General features: G+C 68.8%; 13 protein-coding genes. 4 read left to right on the top strand and 9 right to left on the bottom strand.

The annotated features are described in order from the left end of the window. Positions 1 to 23 precede the first annotated feature (23 nt). From FHX60_RS18910 to FHX60_RS18895, 4 genes are all read right to left on the bottom strand, one after another. Positions 24 to 998, bottom strand: coding sequence for a threo-3-hydroxy-L-aspartate ammonia-lyase (locus FHX60_RS18910; protein WP_112774738.1), 975 nt, complete (start codon positions 996 to 998; stop codon positions 24 to 26). Between the two features lie 75 nt (positions 999 to 1,073). Then, positions 1,074 to 2,711, bottom strand: a complete 1,638-nt coding sequence (locus tag FHX60_RS18905; protein WP_183284210.1) for a methyl-accepting chemotaxis protein — start codon at positions 2,709 to 2,711, stop codon at positions 1,074 to 1,076. A 288-nt stretch (positions 2,712 to 2,999) separates the two neighbouring features. Next, positions 3,000 to 3,995 carry a tripartite tricarboxylate transporter substrate binding protein gene (locus tag FHX60_RS18900; protein ID WP_183284209.1) on the bottom strand — a complete coding sequence of 332 codons (996 nt, stop codon included), beginning with the start codon at positions 3,993 to 3,995 and terminating at the stop codon, positions 3,000 to 3,002. A gap of 63 nt (positions 3,996 to 4,058) precedes the next feature. After that, on the bottom strand, positions 4,059 to 5,177 hold the full coding sequence (locus FHX60_RS18895) for a muconate/chloromuconate family cycloisomerase (protein ID WP_183284208.1): 1,119 nt from the start codon (positions 5,175 to 5,177) through the stop codon (positions 4,059 to 4,061). A gap of 110 nt (positions 5,178 to 5,287) precedes the next feature. On the opposite strand from FHX60_RS18895, the gene FHX60_RS18890 reads away from it, so the two are divergent. Further along, on the top strand, positions 5,288 to 6,178 hold the full coding sequence (locus tag FHX60_RS18890) for a LysR family transcriptional regulator (RefSeq protein ID WP_112774735.1): 891 nt from the start codon (positions 5,288 to 5,290) through the stop codon (positions 6,176 to 6,178). Positions 6,179 to 6,204: 26 nt separating this feature from the next. Here the strand turns inward: FHX60_RS18890 and FHX60_RS18885 are convergent, their stop codons facing one another. From FHX60_RS18885 to FHX60_RS18875, 3 genes are read right to left on the bottom strand one after another with little or no spacing between them, the layout of a single operon-like run. Next, positions 6,205 to 6,963: an enoyl-CoA hydratase/isomerase family protein gene (locus tag FHX60_RS18885; protein WP_183284207.1), complete on the bottom strand. Its 759-nt coding sequence runs from the start codon at positions 6,961 to 6,963 to the stop codon at positions 6,205 to 6,207. A 20-nt stretch (positions 6,964 to 6,983) separates the two neighbouring features. Further along, positions 6,984 to 7,739, bottom strand: coding sequence for a glutathione S-transferase family protein (locus tag FHX60_RS18880; protein ID WP_183284206.1), 756 nt, complete (start codon positions 7,737 to 7,739; stop codon positions 6,984 to 6,986). Positions 7,740 to 7,755: 16 nt separating this feature from the next. Further along, the gene (locus tag FHX60_RS18875) at positions 7,756 to 8,736 is read right to left on the bottom strand and encodes a quinone oxidoreductase family protein (RefSeq protein ID WP_183284205.1); all 981 of its coding nucleotides are present in this window, start codon (positions 8,734 to 8,736) and stop codon (positions 7,756 to 7,758) included. Positions 8,737 to 8,948: 212 nt separating this feature from the next. Here FHX60_RS18875 and FHX60_RS18870 point away from each other — a divergent pair, with 212 nt between their 5' ends. Together FHX60_RS18870 and FHX60_RS18865 are read left to right on the top strand one after the other, a co-directional pair. Next, positions 8,949 to 10,160, top strand: coding sequence for a CaiB/BaiF CoA transferase family protein (locus FHX60_RS18870; protein WP_183284204.1), 1,212 nt, complete (start codon positions 8,949 to 8,951; stop codon positions 10,158 to 10,160). 50 nt (positions 10,161 to 10,210) lie between these two features. Beyond that, positions 10,211 to 11,188 (top strand): Bug family tripartite tricarboxylate transporter substrate binding protein, encoded by a 978-nt coding sequence (locus FHX60_RS18865; protein WP_183284203.1) that lies wholly within the window; start codon positions 10,211 to 10,213, stop codon positions 11,186 to 11,188. Between the two features lie 25 nt (positions 11,189 to 11,213). Here the strand turns inward: FHX60_RS18865 and FHX60_RS18860 are convergent, their stop codons facing one another. Both FHX60_RS18860 and FHX60_RS18855 read right to left on the bottom strand, forming a co-directional pair. Beyond that, positions 11,214 to 11,900, bottom strand: a complete 687-nt coding sequence (locus FHX60_RS18860) for a GntR family transcriptional regulator (protein WP_112774729.1) — start codon at positions 11,898 to 11,900, stop codon at positions 11,214 to 11,216. A 114-nt stretch (positions 11,901 to 12,014) separates the two neighbouring features. After that, positions 12,015 to 14,147, bottom strand: coding sequence for a catalase (locus tag FHX60_RS18855; RefSeq protein WP_183284202.1), 2,133 nt, complete (start codon positions 14,145 to 14,147; stop codon positions 12,015 to 12,017). Between the two features lie 316 nt (positions 14,148 to 14,463). Here FHX60_RS18855 and FHX60_RS18850 point away from each other — a divergent pair, with 316 nt between their 5' ends. Continuing rightward, on the top strand, positions 14,464 to 14,682 hold the full coding sequence (locus tag FHX60_RS18850) for a hypothetical protein (RefSeq protein ID WP_260164119.1): 219 nt from the start codon (positions 14,464 to 14,466) through the stop codon (positions 14,680 to 14,682). Positions 14,683 to 14,720: the final 38 nt, after the last annotated feature.

Here is a 14,720-nt window from a genome sequence, read left to right as displayed (position 1 = left end):
GGCCGGGGCTTGCCAAGGATTCCCTAGCGGCCGCCCTGTCCGACAAAGCCGGCAAACGCCCCCAGGTCCACATTCCCGCCCGACACGATGATGCCCACGCGCTTGCCCTTCACATCGAGCTTGCCATGCAGCACCGCGGCCGCGGCAAGGCAACCGGTGGGCTCGGCGACTATCTTCATGCGGCCGGCGAAGAACTTCATGGTCTCGACCAGTTCGGCGTCGGACACGGTGGCGATATCCGTCACCAGCTCGCGGATCACGGCGAAGGTATGGTTGCCCAGGTACGGCGTCTGCGCGCCGTCGGCAATGGTGCGCGGGGTGTCGATGCGGACGATCTCGCCGCTGCGCAGGCTGCGCTGGCCGTCGTTGCCGGCCTCGGGCTCGACACCGTACACCGCGCAGCCGGGCGACATCGCCTGTGCCGCAACCGCGCAGCCGGACAGCAGGCCGCCTCCGCCCAGGCACACCACCAGCATGTCCAGCGGGCCGGTTTCCTCGAACAGTTCCTTGGCCGCGGTGCCCTGCCCGGCCATCACGTGCGGATGGTCGTAGGGCGGGATCAGCGTCATGCCCCGTTCGCTCGCAATGCGCCGGCCCAGGGCCTCGCGGTCATCCCGGTAGCGGTCGTACAGCACCACCTCGGCGCCATAGCCGCGCGTGGCCTCGATCTTGATCGCGGGGGCGTCCTGCGGCATCACGATCACCGCCTGCACGCCCAGCAGGCGCGCCGACAGCGCGATGGCCTGCGCGTGGTTGCCGGAAGAGAACGCCAGCACCCCGCCCGCCTTCTGCTGCGGCGTGAACTGGGCAATGGCGTTGTAGGCGCCGCGGAACTTGAAGGCGCCGATGCGCTGGAAGTTCTCGCACTTGAAGAACAGCTGCGCGCCGGTGGCGGCGTCGGCGGTGGCCGAGGTCAGCACCGGGGTGCGGTGCGCCGCCGCGCGGATCCGTTCGTGGGCAGCGGCGACGTCGTCGAAAGTAATCGGCAGGGCTGTCATGGCGTTGGCAATAAGGGGGCGGGACCGGCCAGTTTACCCGCCCCGGCGCCCGCGCGCAGCCATGCGCGCCGGCGGCTATGCGCTGGCCAGCCGGTGCGCCGTGCGCCGCGGCGCGGCCAGCGTGCCGGCGCCCGCCGCCACGGTCCCGGCTTCGCCGGGCAGGCGGAAGAACGCCACCACCTCGCTCAGCTCGCGGCCCTGCTCTTCCAGCGCGCGCGAGGCATTGGCCGCCTCGCTCACCAGCGACGCGTTCTGCTGCGTGACCTGGTCGATCTGCACGATGGCCTGGTTGACCTGTTCGATGCCGCGGGTCTGCTCGGCCGACGCCGTGGCAATTTCCTCGACGATGCCGGTCACGCGCGCCACTGCCTGGGTCACCTCGGCCATGGTCTGGCCCGCCTCGCTGGCCAGCGACGAACCATCCTGCACCTGCCGGCCAGACGCCTCGATCAGTTCCTTGATCTCCTTGGCCGCGCTCGACGAGCGCTGCGCCAGCCCGCGCACCTCGCTCGCCACCACGGCAAAGCCGCGGCCCTGCTCGCCGGCGCGTGCCGCTTCCACCGCGGCGTTCAGCGCCAGGATATTGGTCTGGAAGGCGATGCCCTCGATGATGCCGGTGATCTCGGCGATCTTGCTCGAACTGGCGCTGATGTCCTGCATCGTGCCGACCACGCGCTGCACCGTGGTGCTGCCGCGTTGCGCCACATCGGCGGCGCTGCGCGCGAGCTCGCTGGCCTGGCGCGCGTTCTCGGTGTTCTGGCGCACGGTCTCGGTCAGTTCCTCCATGCTGGCCGCGGTCTGCTCCAGCGAGGCCGCCTGCTCCTCGGTGCGGCTGCTCAGGTCGGCATTGCCGCGGGCGATCTCGCTGGTGCTGATGGCGATATTGCCACTGCTGGCGCGCACGCTGGTCACGGTGGCGGTCAGGCGCTCGTTCATGTCGCGCAATGCCGCCAGCAGGCGGCCGGTCTCGTCATGGCGATCCACTTCGATGCGCGCGCCCAGGTCGCCGCCGGCGACGGTGCCGGCCACCTCCACGGCGCGCTGGATCGGGCGCGTGATGGCACGCGTGATCAGCACGCCGCCAGCGAGCGCAATGACCGCGGACACCAGCGAGATCAGGATCAGCAGGTTGCGCTGGCGCTCGTAGTCTGTCTCGAGCCTGCGCTCCATTTCCTTCTGGCGGGCCTTGGTGAACTCCGCATAGGCATCGGTCGACCTGATCAGCGCCGCCAGCAACGGACGGCATTGCTTATCGATCCGGCCGACGGCCTCCTCGATCTTGCGCTCGACCGCCAGCCCGACAATGCCGGTGGCAACCGGACCATACTGCGCCTCGACCCTGGCGACGTCCTCGACCAGCTTGCGCGCCTCATCGCTGACGCCAGGCTGGCGCACCATCTCGCTGAGCCGCGCCAGCCGGGCCTGCACGTCTTCGTGCGCGCGCAGGGCGTCGGCCTTCTCGCGCTCCAGCTCCGCCGCATCCGTCACCAGCACCAGGTTGCGCGCCGCGATGGCACGCCGGTCGACCGCGTTGCGCACCTGCGCGGCCATGTCCGCCCGGGCGTTCAACCCGTTCAGGTAGTCATTGAAACCCGCCGTCGCCTCGCCAAGCGCATGCAGCGAGTACGCCGACACCACCAGCACCACGCCCGCCAGCGTGCCGAACCCGGCCAGCAGCCGCGTGCGGATAGACAGACTCCTGAAAAAACTCATGATCACTCCCCTTACCGTCCAAGAAGACGTATGCGCTTCCGTTGTTATGGTTCTAACCGTGTTGCATGCCCGACTGCGGCATGCCACTGCGCGCCCGTTCCTGCCGGTCGACACGATATGCGGCATCGCCAGGGCGCATGGCCCTGGCTGGCATTCGTGCTCTTTGTTGCGGGGGCTAACGGTAGGGAGGCGGAGAACTGTTCCCTACTGGAGTGGGGATGGGAGAAAGACGGTATCTATGCCGTGCCGTCGGTGCGCGGCGATTCCCTTGCGGGTGATCAGGGCCGCTCAGTCCGCCCGGATACCCCGCTGCCGGATCAAGGCGCCCCACTTGTCGGTTTCCTTCGCCAGATGCTCGCGCAAGCCGGCCGGCGAACTGCCGATCGGCTCCGCGCCGATCAGCGCCAGGCGCTTCTGCACCGCGGGCTTGCGCAGCGCCTCGAGCATGGCGCGGTTGAGCGTGTCGATCACCGGCTGCGGCGTCTTTGCCGGCACGAAGGCGGCGAACCAGGGCGACAGCTCATAGCCCGGCAGGCCGGCTTCCGCCACCGTCGGCACATTGGGCAGCGCGCTGGAGCGCTTGCTGGTGGTGACCGCGATCGCCGTCAGCTTGCCCGATTCGATATGGGGACGGGCCGAGGTGATGCTGTCGAACATGTAGTCGACCTGACCGCCCAGCAGGTCGGTCATGGCCGGGCCGCTGCCCTTGTAGGGGACATGCAGCATGTCGACGCCGGCCATCGACGTGAACAGCTCGCCCGCGAGGTGGATCGAAGTGCCGTTGCCGGCCGAAGCGTAGGTGTATTTGCCCGGCGCGGCCCTGGCATGCGCCACCACCTCCTTGATGGTGCTTTCCTGGCGCCTCGCCTTGTTGGCCACCAGCACGTTGGGCACCACCGCCAGCAGCGAGACCGGGGCGAAGTCCTTGACCGGGTCGTAGCTCAGGCGGCCGTACAGCGCCGGATTCACGGCCATGCCGTTGGCGACGATGATCAGCGTATAGCCGTCGGCTGGCGCGCGCGCCACCAGCTCGGCACCGATATTGCCGCCGGCGCCCGGACGGTTTTCCACGACGATGGACTGGCCGAGCGTGCGCGACATCTCTTCGCCAAGCGTGCGGGCAATGTTGTCCATGGCGCCGCCCGCGGGGAACGGCACGATCCAGCGGATCGGATGGTCGGGATAGGCGGCGTGCGCGGCCGGTGCGGCCAGCGCCAGGCCGGCGGCCAGTGCCAGCGCCGCTGCGCGGCCGGTGCGTGCCAGCCGCTGGAATAGTGTCTTCATGGTCTCCTCGCTGCGTGATGCGCCGGCGCGCGCGACGCGCCCGGCGTGGAATGGCTTGCCAGCTCAGTGGCGGCGGTAGTGCGCCAGCTTGTCTTCGTCCAGCGCCAGGCCCAGGCCCGGGCCCTCTGGCAGATGCAGGCTGAAATCACGGTATTCCGGCCGCCGCTGCACGATATCGTCCTTGAGCAGCAGCGGACCGAACAGCTCGGTGCCCCACGCCAGCTGCGGCAGCGTGCAGAAGCCGTGCGCCGCGGCGATGGTGCCGACGCTGCCTTCGAGCATGGTGCCGCCATACAGCGCGATGCCCGCGGCATCGCCCACCGCGGCGGTGCGCAGCATGCCGAAAATGCCGCCGGCCTTGGCGATCTTCAGCGCGAACACGTCGGCGCCGCCGATGCGCGCCAGCTCCATGGCATCCTCCGGGCCGCACACCGCTTCATCGGCCATGACCGGCACCACGAAGCGCGCCGCCAGCCGCGCCAGCGCCATGCGCTGCTCGCGCGGGGTCGGCTGCTCGACCAGGTCGATGCCCGCGGCTTCCAGCATGGCGATGCCGGTAGCGGCGTCGGCCTCGTTCCAGGCCTGGTTGACGTCGACGGTGACGCGCGCGCGCTCACCGAGCGCGCGCTTGATCGCGGCCACGTGCGCCACATCGTCACGCACGCTGCGCCGGCCGATCTTCAGCTTGAAGGTGTCGTGGCGGCGCTCGGCCAGCAGTTGCTCGGCCTCGGCAATGTCGCGCGCGGTGTCGCCGCTGGCCAGGGTCCACAGCACCGGCAGCGTCGTGCGCACCGCGCCGCCCAGCAGCGTGGCCAGGGGCACGCCCAGGCGCTTGCCCTGCGCGTCCAGCAACGCGGTCTCGAGCGCGGACTTGGCGAAGCGGTTGCCGCGCGCGACCTTGCCCAGGCGTGCCATGGCGGCATGCACATTGGTGGCATCCTGGCCGGCCAGCGCCGGGGCCAGGTAAGTATCGATGGTCAGCTTGATGCCTTCGGGGCTTTCGTCGCCATAGGACAGCCCGCCGATGGTGGTGGCCTCGCCGATGCCTTCGACGCCATCGCTGCAGCGCAGCCGCACGATCACCAGGGTCTGCTGCTGCATCGTCGCCATGGCCAGCTGGTGGGCCCGGATGGTGGGCAGGTCCACCAGGATGGCTTCCACCGAAGTGATAGTCGGGGTCATACCTTGTCGATGCGATTTGAAGTTGAGACCAAGTATGCGGCTTGACTTTACCGGTGTCCAAGACCGATGATGTCTCGATCAATACCTTAAAGGTATGGAAAAGGATGCCCATGGAACTCCGGCACCTGCGCTACTTCCAGGTGGTGGCGCAGGAACTGAACGTGACCCGCGCCGCCGAGCGGCTGCATATGGCGCAGCCGCCGCTGTCGCGCCAGATCCGGCAGCTGGAAGAAGAGGTCGGCGTGGCGCTGTTCGACCGCATTGGCCGCGGGCTGCGCCTGACCGAGGCGGGGCGCTTCCTGCTGGAACAGACCACGCAGCTGACGCAGCGGCTGGAAGAAACCATCGAGGGCACGCGCCGCATCGGGCGCGAGGAAAAGCGCTGGTTCGGCATCGGCTTCGTGCCGTCGGTGCTGTACGGCGTGCTGCCGGAGCTGATCCGCGAACTGCGCGAATCGGACCGCAACGGCCAGCAGGTGGAAGTCGGACTGGCCGAGATGATCACCGTCGAGCAGATCGAGGCGCTCAAGGCCGGCCGCATCGACCTGGGCTTCGGCCGCATCGCGCTGAACGATCCCGCCATCCGCCAGCAGGTGGTCATGGCCGAACCGCTGGTGGCCGCGCTGCCCGCGCGCCTGCCGGCACCGCGGCGCAAGGCGCTGACGCCGCAGGCGCTGGCGGCACGTCCGTTCATTCTCTATCCGGCCAGGCCGCGGCCCAGCTACGCCGACCACCTGCTGTCGCTGTTCCGCGCGCAAGGCCTGCAGCTGCGCGTCGCGCAGGAAGCCAACGAACTACAGACCGCGCTGGGGCTGGTGGCCGCCGGCATCGGCATCACGCTGGTGCCGGCGTCGATCCAGCGCCTGCACCGCGACGATGTGCGCTACTGCCCCATCGATGCGCCCGGCTTCGTGTCGCCGGTGATCATGAGCTATCGCGAAGGCGATACGTCGCCGTTCCTGGCGCGCGCGGTGGCGTGGGTGATGCAGCGGCGCCAGTAGCCGCCGCCGCGTCACGCCTGGCCGTCTCAGGTCCCGGTAAACCGCGGCTGGCGCTTTTCCTGCCAGGCCAGCGCACCTTCGCGGATATCCTGCGAGCCGTTGGCCGCGCCGATGTCGGCGGCAAGCGCCACGGCATCCAGCCGGCCCTGGCTGATCGCGTTCAGGTGCCGCTTCATACCTTGCACGGCCAATGGCGCCAGCCCGGCCACGGTGTCGCTAAGTTGCTCCACGCGCTCGCGCAGGCGTTCGACGGGCAGCAATTCGGTCAGGAAGCCACAGCGGAACATCTCGTCGGCATCGATGCGCTCGGCGGTCAGGAACAGGCGCTTGGCGTGGTTCAGCCCCAGCCGGCTGACATAGCGTTCCATGCCGCGCTGGTAGAAATGCAGGCCCAGCCGCGCCGCGGGCATGAACATGTCGACCGCCGCGGTGCCGAGCCGGAAGTCACACGCCAGCGCGAGGTCGGTGCCGCCACCGTAGACGCCGCCGTGGATCTCGGCAATGGTGACGGCGCGGCAGTCTTCCAGCGCGTTGACCAGGGTTTCGAAGCCGGCGCCGCGCTGTCCGGCAGCCAGCCGGCCGATGTCGAAGCCGCTGCAGAAGTATTTGCCGGTGCCGCGCAGCCGCAGCACCCGCACGTCGCTGGCATTGACGGCTTCGACATGGCGCTGCAGTTCGGCCAGGTCGTCCGGCCCAAGCCGGTTGGCCACCTCGGGGCGGCGCAAGGTGATGGTGGCGACATGGCCGGCAAGATCGAGCGAAGGAAGGGAACCATCAGTCTGCATGGGCAATACTCCAGTGGGAATCAATGGGCATCGGCGGGTGGCGCGCCACGGCGTGCGAGCGCGATGTCGAAACGTTCCAGCCGCGCCTGCGCAAACGCCGGCCGGTCCTGGGCACGCTGCCACCAGCCAGCCACGGCGGGGGCCGACGACAGCGCGGCGGGCTTCAGTTCGGCAATGCGCGCGACAAACGGTGTCGCGGCAATATCGGCCAAGGTATAGCGGGCGCCGAAGAGCCAGCGGTTATGGGCCAGCATGGTTTCCATCTTCGGCACCAGCATCAGCAGCGCGTCGAGCGCGCAGCGCTTCTCCGCGTCCGTGTAGGGCTGGCGCGCAATGCGCAGCCACGCGTCGCGGCGCTCGCTGGTCGGTATGCGCGCCAGCCGCTCGGCCAGCATGGCATCGCTCCAGCGCGCGGCAACCGGCTGCAACGCGAGGCTCCAGTTCAGCACCAGCAGGTTCGGCAGCGCTTTCTCGTCGGTCCAGCGCACGAAATTGCGCATGACCGCGCGCTGGTAGGGATCGTCGGGCCGCAATGGCGGCAACGGGCTGATCTCGTCGAGGTATTCGCAAATGGTGCCGCTCTCATAAAGAAAGCGGCCATCGTCCAGCACCAGCGCCGGTACCACGCCGTTGGGATTCATCGCCAGGAACGCGGGCGTATGCTGCTCCTGCGCCGCCAGGTCGACCGGCACGCTCTCATAGGCAATGCCTTTCTCGGCCAGGCACAGGCGTACCCGGCGCGACGCGCTCGACAACCAGCCATGGAACAGTTTCATGGTGTGCTCGCCGGGCTCATGGGATCAGCACGGCCGAACCCGTGGTGGCACGGCCCTCCAGGTCGCGGTGCGCGTCGCGCACGGCGGCCAGCGGATACCGGTGGTTGACTTCCAGCCGCAACTGCCCGGCCGCGACCGCGGCGAACAGCGTGGCCGCGGCACCGGCCAGCGCCTGCGGGCTGGCAATGTAGGTGCGCAAGGTGGGCCGCGACACGATCAGCGAGCGCGCGTGCAGCAGCTGCAGGTCGAAGGCCTCCACGTCGCCCGACGCGGTGCCGTAGTTGATGGCCATGCCGCACGGCCGCAGGCATTGCAGCGACGGCACGAACACGTCCTTGCCGACGGCGTCGTAGACCACGGCCACGCCCTCGCCGCCGGTCAGCGCCAGCACCGCGTCGACGAAGCTGCCCTCGCGGTAGTTGACGACGTGGTGGCAACCGTGTGCCAGCGCTACCGCCCGCTTGGCCTCGCTGCCCACCGTGCCGATCACGGTCGCGCCCAGCGCGCGCGCCCATTGCGACAGCAGCACACCCATGCCGCCCGCCGCCGCGTGCACCAGCACCACGTCGCCGGGCTGGACGGCGTAGAGCCGGCGCAGCAGATACTCGGCGGTCAGGCCGCGCAGCAGCGTGGCGCCGGCTACCTCTTCGGCAATCGTCTCCGGCAAGGGCACGAGCCGGCCCGCCGGCACGTTGCGCGTCACCTGGTACGCGCCCGGGTGGATGCAGGCAACACGCTGGCCGACCCTGACACCCTCTACGCCAGGACCGATCGCGGTGACCGTGCCCGCGCCGACCGAGCCCAGCGTGATGGGAAACGGGGTGGCGGAATGGGGGCCATGCGCGCCTTTGCGCTGATAGATGTCCGCGAAGTTCAGGCCGATCGCGGATTGGCGCAACTGGGCTTCGCCTGGGCCCGGCGCCGGCACCGCGATCTGGCACGCCTCAAGCACCTCGGGCCCGCCGTTCCTGTAAATACAGAAAGATTCTGAAAGCATACAAACCCTGGTAAAGGCTGAAGAGGTGGGATTACGCGACGCATGTGGACGGCGAGGCGGCAAAAAGCGGCGCCTTGTACCTGGACCGCGAAGCAAGGACCTCGGCAGCGTACGGCATTCCAGCGCGCAATGCATCGTGGAAAGTCCGTATACGTATTTTTATACATTCTCTTTGTATACTCAACGCCGCCACCCATCGCTGAGGATTCGCCATGACATCTTTGCCGCCCGCCCCGGGCACGGACCTGCCGCTGTCGGGCATCACCGTGCTGGACCTGTCGATCGCGCGCGCCGGCCCCGCTGCCGTGCGCCTGCTGTCGGACTGGGGGGCCGACGTGATCCGCGTGGAGCCGCCGCCGCCGCAGGATCGCGGCTCGGTAACCGGGCGGCGGCGCGGTTCGGACGAGCAGAACCTGCACCGCAACAAGCGCAGCCTGTGCCTGGACCTGAAGACGCCGCAGGGCGCCGAGGTGCTGGCGCGCCTGGTGCGGCGCGCCGACGTGGTGGTGGAGAACTTCCGCTCGGTGGTCAAGGAGCGCCTGGGACTGTCCTACGAGCGGCTCAGCGCCATCAATTCGCGCGTGATCCTGGCCAGCATCTCGGGATTCGGCCAGGACGGACCGTACTGCGAGCGCCCGGGCCTGGACCAGATCGTGCAGGGCATGTCGGGACTGAGTTCGGTCACCGGCGAGCCCGGCCAGGGGCCGCTGCGCGTGGGCATCGCCATTTCCGATACCACCGCCGGGATGTTCCTCGGCCAGGGCATCCTGCTGGCGCTGCTGCACCGCGCGCGTACCGGCCGCGGGCAATGGGTGCATACCTCGCTGATCGAAGGCATGCTCAACAAGCTGGATTTCCAGGCCACCCGCTACACGGTGGACGGCGAAGTGCCGACGCAGCAGGGCAATGCGCACCCGACGCTGGTGCCGATGGGCACCTACCGCTGCCGCGACGGCGTGGTCAATATCGCCGCCAGCACCGACCGCATGTGGGCCAACTTCTGCCGCACCGTCGAGGCCGGCTGGCTGCTGGACGACCCCGCCTTCCAGACCGCCGCCGGCCGCGCCGCCGAGCGCCATCGCCTGGACGCGGCCATCAGCCAGTGCACCGCCGCCTTCACCGCCGCCGAACTGACCGCGCGCCTGAATGCGGCCGGCGTGCCCTGCGGTCCGGTGTTCGATATCGGCCAGGCCTTCGAGGATGCGCAGGTGCGGCACCTGCGCATGACCCGGCCCGCCGAGCACCCCGTGCTGGGGCCGCTGGCACTGCTGCGCTCGCCGATCAACCTGTCGGCCGCGCCGCACCCGGAGCAATTCACCCGCGCCGCGCCCGATCCCGGCGAACACACCGACGAGATCCTGCGCGCGCTGGGCTACGACGAAGCCGGCATCGCGGATCTGCGCGCAGCCAGCGTGGCGTCCTGAGGCGCGCAAGAAAATACAACCGCGACAGCGAACACACCAAGGAGACAACCATGACCCATGCTCTCGGGCGCGCCGCCATCGGCGCGGCCCTTGCCGCCCTGGCGGCGTTGCCCGCCCTGGCCGGAGCGCAGGAATACCCGGCCCGGCCTATCCGCCTGCTGGTGGGCTACACGCCGGCGGGGGCGGCGGACTATGTCGCGCGCGTGTTCGGCGAAGCGCTCTCCCGGGAACTCGGCCAGACCGTGGTGGTGGACAACAAGCCCGGCGCGGGCAGCACGCTGGCCTCCGCCGCGCTGGCGCAGGCCGCCCCGGACGGCTACACGCTGGGCCTGGCCACGGCGACGCTGTACGGCATCGACCAGCAGTTGTACAAGGCCCGCTACAAGGCGACGGACTTCACCCCGGTGACGCGGCTGACGGTGTCGCCGCTGATCCTGGCCGTCAACAAGAACCTGAACGTCAGCGACGTCAAGACGCTGGTGGCCAGGGCCCGGGCGCAGCAAGGCAAGTTCAACTACTCGTCGTCCGGCATCGGCGGCTCGCCGCACATCGCCGCACTGCAGTTCGAAAAGGCTACGGGGGCCAAGATGACCCACGTCCCCTACAAGGGCGGTGCCCCGGCACTGCAGGCGGTGGCCACGGGCGAGGTGGAACTGTCGTTCGGCACGGCGGCGTCGGTGCTGCCGCTGGGCACGCAAGGCGTGGTGAAGATGATTGGCGTGACCACGCCCAAGCCTTCGGCGGTCGCGCCAGGCCTGCCCGCGCTGGCAGAGATGGGCCTGCCGGGCTTTGACTTCACCTTCTGGTTCGGATTGTATGGGCCGGCCGGACTCCCCGACGGCATCCGCGACAAGCTCTTCGCCGCTGCGACCAAGGTGATGGCCGACCCGCAACTGCGCGCGAAGCTGGCCTCCAACGGCAGCGAGGTAGCGACCTCGGCATCGCCCGCGGCGTTTGCCCAGTGGGCCGCCGCGGACGGCAAATCGGCCGTGATGCGGATCGAGCAGGCCGGCGTGAGGCTGGAATAAGCCCACCCGGTCGCGGCGCCGCGGGCTAGCGGCGGCCGCGCCGGCCGCCGGCCTCGTCGTCGGGCATGGCAGCGATCATGTCCGCATAGACATCGCCGCCGGTGGCGATATGCCGGACCATGGCGGCCGCGGCATCGTCTTCGTTGCCGCGCACGATCGCGTCCATCACCGCTTCATGCTCGGCCAGCGATGCCAGGATGCGGGCCGGCTTTTCGAAGCGCAGGTCGCGCATGCCGCGCATGCGCGCGCGCATGGTGCGGATCTGCCGCGACAGGATGTCATTGCAGCAAGCGGCGTAGATGACCTCATGGAAGGCGTCGTTGGCTTCGCGGTAACGATCGGAATCGGCGCGCTGCCCCGCCGCGCGGCACGCATCGAAGGCCTGCTGCAGCGCCGTGCGCTGCGCCGCGGAGATGCGCCGCGCCGCCAGCCGGGCCGCCAGCGCCTCGAGCTGGACCAGGATCTCGTTCATGGCAACGTATTCGCGCAGCGTGATCGACGAAACGATCGCGCCCTGGCGCGGCACCAGGTCCACCAGGCCTGCCGACTCCAGCTGGATCAGCGCCTCGCGCACCGGCGTGCGCGACACGCCGAAACGTGCCAGCAACTGCTGCTCTTCCAGTTGCGTGCCGCTGGGAAGTTTTCCGGAAAGAATCTCCTGCTCGATCGCGGCGCGGATGGTTTCGGACAGGCTCTTCTTTTCTTCGGACATGGACTGCGGCACGCAGGGAACAGGGATAGGGGATTCTAACCTGCCCTGCGTATCCACAGGCCTGCGTTGTGTGCACACGGCCGGCGCCCGCGGGGGCGCCGGCACCCTTTCCCGCTATGCCAGCATCCGCAACTGCGGCTCCCGGTCCCACTGCCGCGTCTTCGCCGCGGTGATAAAACGGTCCGGATCGCTGGCGGACACGATGCCCTGGTCCGGCGCCAGCCGGGCGTGAGCCAGCAGCGCATCCCCGCCCGCATCGACGGCAATCGCCTTCAGATGGGCGTAGGCAAAGCAGACAAAATCCAGCGCCGCGCTTTCCTGCGCCAGCATCGCGGCACCGTCGGCCGACAGCACCACGGCCACGGCATCGAACATCACCGAAGGCGTCCCGGCCAGCTGTCCGTCCGCCGGCAGCTTCGACCCATCCGCCAGCACCGCGCCGCCCACCTTGGGCGCGACGATCTTTACCGTGGCGCCGGCGGCGCTGGCCGCCTGCCGGATCGCCTCGACCGTGGCGCCGTCCGAGCCGTCGGCGACCAGGATGCCGATCTCGCGCCCCTGCAGCGTGTCTTTCATCTTGCCGATGATCTGCAGCGCCGGCGACGGCGGCAGGTCCTGCACCGGCGCGGCGGTGGGCAGCGGCTCGGGCACCTGGTCCAGCGCCAGGCCATCGGCCACGCGGCCGCCCAGGTCGGGGTCGATATTGAGCAGGTGGGCCACCATGCGCTCGCGCACATGGACGTGCTCGACCTTCGACAGCTCGAACACCAGCGCCGAGGCGATATGCGCCTGCTCGGCGCGGGTCTGGCTACGGTAGAACAGGCGCGCCTGGCTGTAGTGGTCGGCAAAGGTCTCGGGGCGGATGCGGCCCTTGTCGCCCTGCTCGGGCACCAGCGCGTGGCGGAAGCCCAGGTCGGGAGCCTCGCGCGGCGAGTCATCGGACAGCGAGTTGGGCTCGTACGCCACGCGTCCCTTGGGCTGCTGCATCTGCATATGGCCGTCGCGCTGGTGGTTGGCAAACGGGCACTTGGGCGCGTTCACCGGAATCTGGTTGAAGTTGGGGCCACCGAGGCGCAGCAGTTGCGTGTCGAGGTACGAGAACAGCCGGCCCAGCAGCAGGGGATCGTTGGAGAAATCGATGCCGCGCACGATATTGGCGGGGCAGAACGCCACCTGCTCGGTCTCGGCAAAGAAGTTGTCGGGCCAGCGGTCCAGCACCATGCGGCCGATGATCTTCAGCGGCACGGTCTCTTCCGGGATGATCTTGGTCGCATCGAGATGGTCGAACGGAAACTTGGCCGCATCGGCTTCGGTGAACAGCTGCACGCCCAGTTCCCATTCGGGGAAGTTGCCGGACTGGATCGCGTTGAACATGTCGCGGCGATGGAAATCCGGATCGGCGCCGGCGATCTTGACGGCCTCGTCCCACACCGTGGACTGCAGCCCCAGCTTCGGGCGCCAGTGGAACTTGACGAAGGTGGACCGGCCCTGGTCGTCGAGCAGGCGGAAGCTGTGCACGCCGAAGCCTTCGATCATGCGCAGCGAACGCGGGATGGTGCGGTCCGACATGATCCACATGACCATGTGCATCGACTCCGGCGTGAGCGAGATGAAGTCCCAGAAGGTATCGTGCGCGGTCGCCGATTGCGGGAAACCGCGGTCGGGCTCCATCTTGACCGCATGGACTACGTCGGGGAACTTGATCGCGTCCTGGATAAAGAACACCGGGATGTTGTTGCCGACCAGGTCCCAGTTGCCCTCCTTCGTATAGAACTTGACCGCGAAGCCGCGCACGTCGCGCGGCGTGTCGACCGAACCGGCGCCGCCGGCCACGGTGGAAAAGCGCGCAAACACCGGCGTCTTGACGCCGACCTCGGTCAGGATGCTGGCGGTGGTGAATTGCGCCAGCGAATCGGTCAGCTCGAAATAACCATGCGCCGCGGTGCCGCGCGCATGGACGATCCGCTCGGGAATGCGCTCATGGTCGAAGTGTGTAATTTTTTCACGCAGGATGAAATCTTCGAGCAGGGTCGGGCCGCGCGGATTGGCCTTGAGCGAGTTCTGATTGTCCGCGATGGGCGCGCCCTGGTTGGTGGTCAAGGGGGCGTGCGTGCCGCCGGCAACCTGGTGCAGCTCTCCGCCAGTGCCGCGCTGGGCATCGCCATAACCGGCCGGAGCGCCCTGGGCTGTGGTGGCGGGTGTGGTGTTTGACGTGGGCTTGGCCTTGGCGTCGGACCTGTCGGGCATAGCGGTCTCCTGTATCGGGGTTGAACGGATGAATGGCTGCAACCCGGCAGTGCCTGCAATTGCCACGCCCGCTGCCTGACACGTTTGGTTACAAAGCCAAAGTGCCGAAAGTGCGCCCTGTCAAACATCTGACATTTGACCCGTCAACAATCGCCCGCTGTCGCGACAAGCCACGGCCATCCGCGCAGCAGCCGGCCAGATCCCGCTTGTCATCCGCCGCGGCGGAAGTCCATGGCGCGCAGCCGTCTGACGGCGCAAGGGCGCATGGGCGCGGCCACCGTTCTCTCCCTCAACCAAAAGAAAAGGCCCTGCACCAATGAGACCCACCTTGCTGTCGCATTCCGCCCGGCCCTGGCTGGCCGCCGGCACCCTCACCCTGGCATTGATGCTTGCCGCCTGCGGCGGCGACGACTCGCCCGGCGCCGCCGGCGGCACGCTGCAGCCCAGCGCCGCCAACGGCAACGCGCCGGATGCAGCCGGCAAGCCCGGCCACACCGGCAAGCCTGGCAACTGCAGCTCGCGTTGCGCCCCCTGATGCGGGCCGCTTTCCGATCCAGCGACAGAACCACCCAA

The organism is Cupriavidus alkaliphilus, assembly GCF_014191175.1.
Classification (GTDB): domain Bacteria; phylum Pseudomonadota; class Gammaproteobacteria; order Burkholderiales; family Burkholderiaceae; genus Cupriavidus; species Cupriavidus alkaliphilus.
The sequence above is the reverse complement of the archived record's forward strand: the minus strand, read 5'-3'. Positions and strand labels throughout refer to the sequence as shown.

Excerpts from the sequence above, each read along its gene's own strand:
- FHX60_RS18910 (WP_112774738.1), bottom strand. The coding sequence starts at position 998 with ATGACAGCCCTGCCGATTACTTTCGACGACGTCGCCGCTGCCCACGAA.
- FHX60_RS18905 (WP_183284210.1), bottom strand. The coding sequence starts at position 2,711 with ATGAGTTTTTTCAGGAGTCTGTCTATCCGCACGCGGCTGCTGGCCGGG.
- FHX60_RS18900 (WP_183284209.1), bottom strand. The coding sequence starts at position 3,995 with ATGAAGACACTATTCCAGCGGCTGGCACGCACCGGCCGCGCAGCGGCG.
- FHX60_RS18895 (WP_183284208.1), bottom strand. The coding sequence starts at position 5,177 with ATGACCCCGACTATCACTTCGGTGGAAGCCATCCTGGTGGACCTGCCC.
- FHX60_RS18890 (WP_112774735.1), top strand. The coding sequence starts at position 5,288 with ATGGAACTCCGGCACCTGCGCTACTTCCAGGTGGTGGCGCAGGAACTG.
- FHX60_RS18885 (WP_183284207.1), bottom strand. The coding sequence starts at position 6,963 with ATGCAGACTGATGGTTCCCTTCCTTCGCTCGATCTTGCCGGCCATGTC.
- FHX60_RS18880 (WP_183284206.1), bottom strand. The coding sequence starts at position 7,739 with ATGAAACTGTTCCATGGCTGGTTGTCGAGCGCGTCGCGCCGGGTACGC.
- FHX60_RS18875 (WP_183284205.1), bottom strand. The coding sequence starts at position 8,736 with ATGCTTTCAGAATCTTTCTGTATTTACAGGAACGGCGGGCCCGAGGTG.
- FHX60_RS18870 (WP_183284204.1), top strand. The coding sequence starts at position 8,949 with ATGACATCTTTGCCGCCCGCCCCGGGCACGGACCTGCCGCTGTCGGGC.
- FHX60_RS18865 (WP_183284203.1), top strand. The coding sequence starts at position 10,211 with ATGACCCATGCTCTCGGGCGCGCCGCCATCGGCGCGGCCCTTGCCGCC.
- FHX60_RS18860 (WP_112774729.1), bottom strand. The coding sequence starts at position 11,900 with ATGTCCGAAGAAAAGAAGAGCCTGTCCGAAACCATCCGCGCCGCGATC.
- FHX60_RS18855 (WP_183284202.1), bottom strand. The coding sequence starts at position 14,147 with ATGCCCGACAGGTCCGACGCCAAGGCCAAGCCCACGTCAAACACCACA.
- FHX60_RS18850 (WP_260164119.1), top strand. The coding sequence starts at position 14,464 with ATGAGACCCACCTTGCTGTCGCATTCCGCCCGGCCCTGGCTGGCCGCC.